Source organism: Thauera phenylacetica B4P (assembly GCF_000310225.1).
Taxonomy (GTDB): Bacteria; Pseudomonadota; Gammaproteobacteria; order Burkholderiales; family Rhodocyclaceae; genus Thauera; species Thauera phenylacetica.
The window spans coordinates 1-1392 of record NZ_AMXF01000454.1 but is presented as its reverse complement, the minus strand read 5'-3'; the positions used below and the strand labels follow the sequence as shown (position 1 = coordinate 1392).

2 protein-coding genes are annotated in these 1392 nt (G+C 73.3%); both read left to right on the top strand.

The window, feature by feature from the left end; genetic code table 11:
- A partial coding sequence (locus C667_RS22960) for a sigma-54 interaction domain-containing protein (protein WP_004388756.1) occupies positions 1–1020 on the top strand: 1020 nt, incomplete at its 5' end.
- 24 nt (positions 1021–1044) lie between these two features.
- Positions 1045–1230 (top strand): hypothetical protein, encoded by a 186-nt coding sequence (locus tag C667_RS22955; protein WP_004388754.1) that lies wholly within the window; start codon positions 1045–1047, stop codon positions 1228–1230.
- Positions 1231–1392 lie beyond the last annotated feature (162 nt).

Sequence of the window (1392 nt, the reverse complement as noted above, 5' to 3'; positions counted from 1 at the left end):
AGCGGCCTGCGCGCGGACGCCGGCGTCGACGCCCCCGCCCGCAGCGGCGACGCGGCCTGGCGCGCAGCCATCCTCAGCCGCAGCAGCCGCATGCAGGCGCTCCTCGACGAAGCCCGCCTGGTCGCCGCCTCCGACGCCAGCGTGCTGATCCGCGGCGACAGCGGCACCGGCAAGGAGCTGCTCGCGCGCGCGATCCACCTCGCCAGCCCGCGCGCCGCCGCACCCTTCGTCGCGATCAACTGCGGCGCCATCCCCGAGCCGCTGCTCGAATCCGAGCTCTTCGGCCACGTGCGCGGCGCCTTCACCGGCGCCACCAGCAGCCATCGCGGGCTGGTGCAGGCCGCCCACGGCGGCACGCTCTTCCTCGACGAGATCGGCGACATGCCGCTGGCGCTGCAGGTGAAGCTGCTGCGCGTGCTGCAGGAGCGCGCCGTGCGTCCGGTGGGCGCGACCCGCGCCGAGGCGGTCGACCTGCGCATCGTCTCCGCCACCCACCGCGACCTCGACGCGGCGCTGGCCGCGGGGCAGTTCCGCGAGGACCTCTACTACCGCATCGACGTGGTGAGCCTGCAGCTGCCGACTCTGGCCGAGCGCCGCGAGGACATCCCGCTGCTCGCCGAGCACTTCCTGCGCGGCCTCGCGCACAAGTACGCCAAGCGCCTCACCGGCTTCGCGCCCGACGCGCTGGAGGCGCTCGCCACCGCAGCGTGGCCGGGCAACGTGCGCCAGCTCCACAACGTGGTCGAGCAGGTGTGCGCGCTCGCCACCACGGCGCTGATCCCGCGCGCCCTGGTCGAGCGCGCCCTGCGCGTGCAGCCGGCCGAGCCGCTCGGCTACGCCGAGGCGAAGCGCCGCTTCGAGCGAAACTATCTGATACAGCTGCTGAAACTGACTGCGGGTAATGTTTCCGACGCTGCACGGCTGGCGGAGCGCAACCGCACCGAGTTCTACCGCCTGCTGCAGCGACACGGCCTGGCGCCCGAGCTCTTCCGCGGCGACGGACCCGATGTCGAACAATGAACAAGAACCTCGAAGGAGCCGGACATGATCAAACGCCAGACCATCGCCGCCATGCTAACCACCACCGCGATCGCCTTCTCGATCGCCACCCCTGCGCAGGCCGCCCGCCTGCTCGACACCGCGCAGTTCGACACCGTGGCCGCGTGCAGCGGAGACAAGCCCGCCACCACCACGCCGGGCGAGCGCAAGGACAAGCCCGCGCAGACCTGACCCCACGGCCGCCCGCGCCCTCGCAATCCCGGCCACGCCCGGGACACCGGTGCGCGCCGGCCGCCGCTCCTACGCAGGGCAGAAGCCGCCCTGTTCGCGCCTGCCGGCGCTCCTACATGGGGCGGAAGCCGCGGCGGCTCCTGTAGGAGCGCCGGCAGGCGC

Bases quoted from the DNA above. Each gene is read 5' to 3' on its own strand.
- C667_RS22955 (WP_004388754.1), top strand. From the start codon at position 1,045: ATGATCAAACGCCAGACCATCGCCGCCATGCTAACCACCACCGCGATC.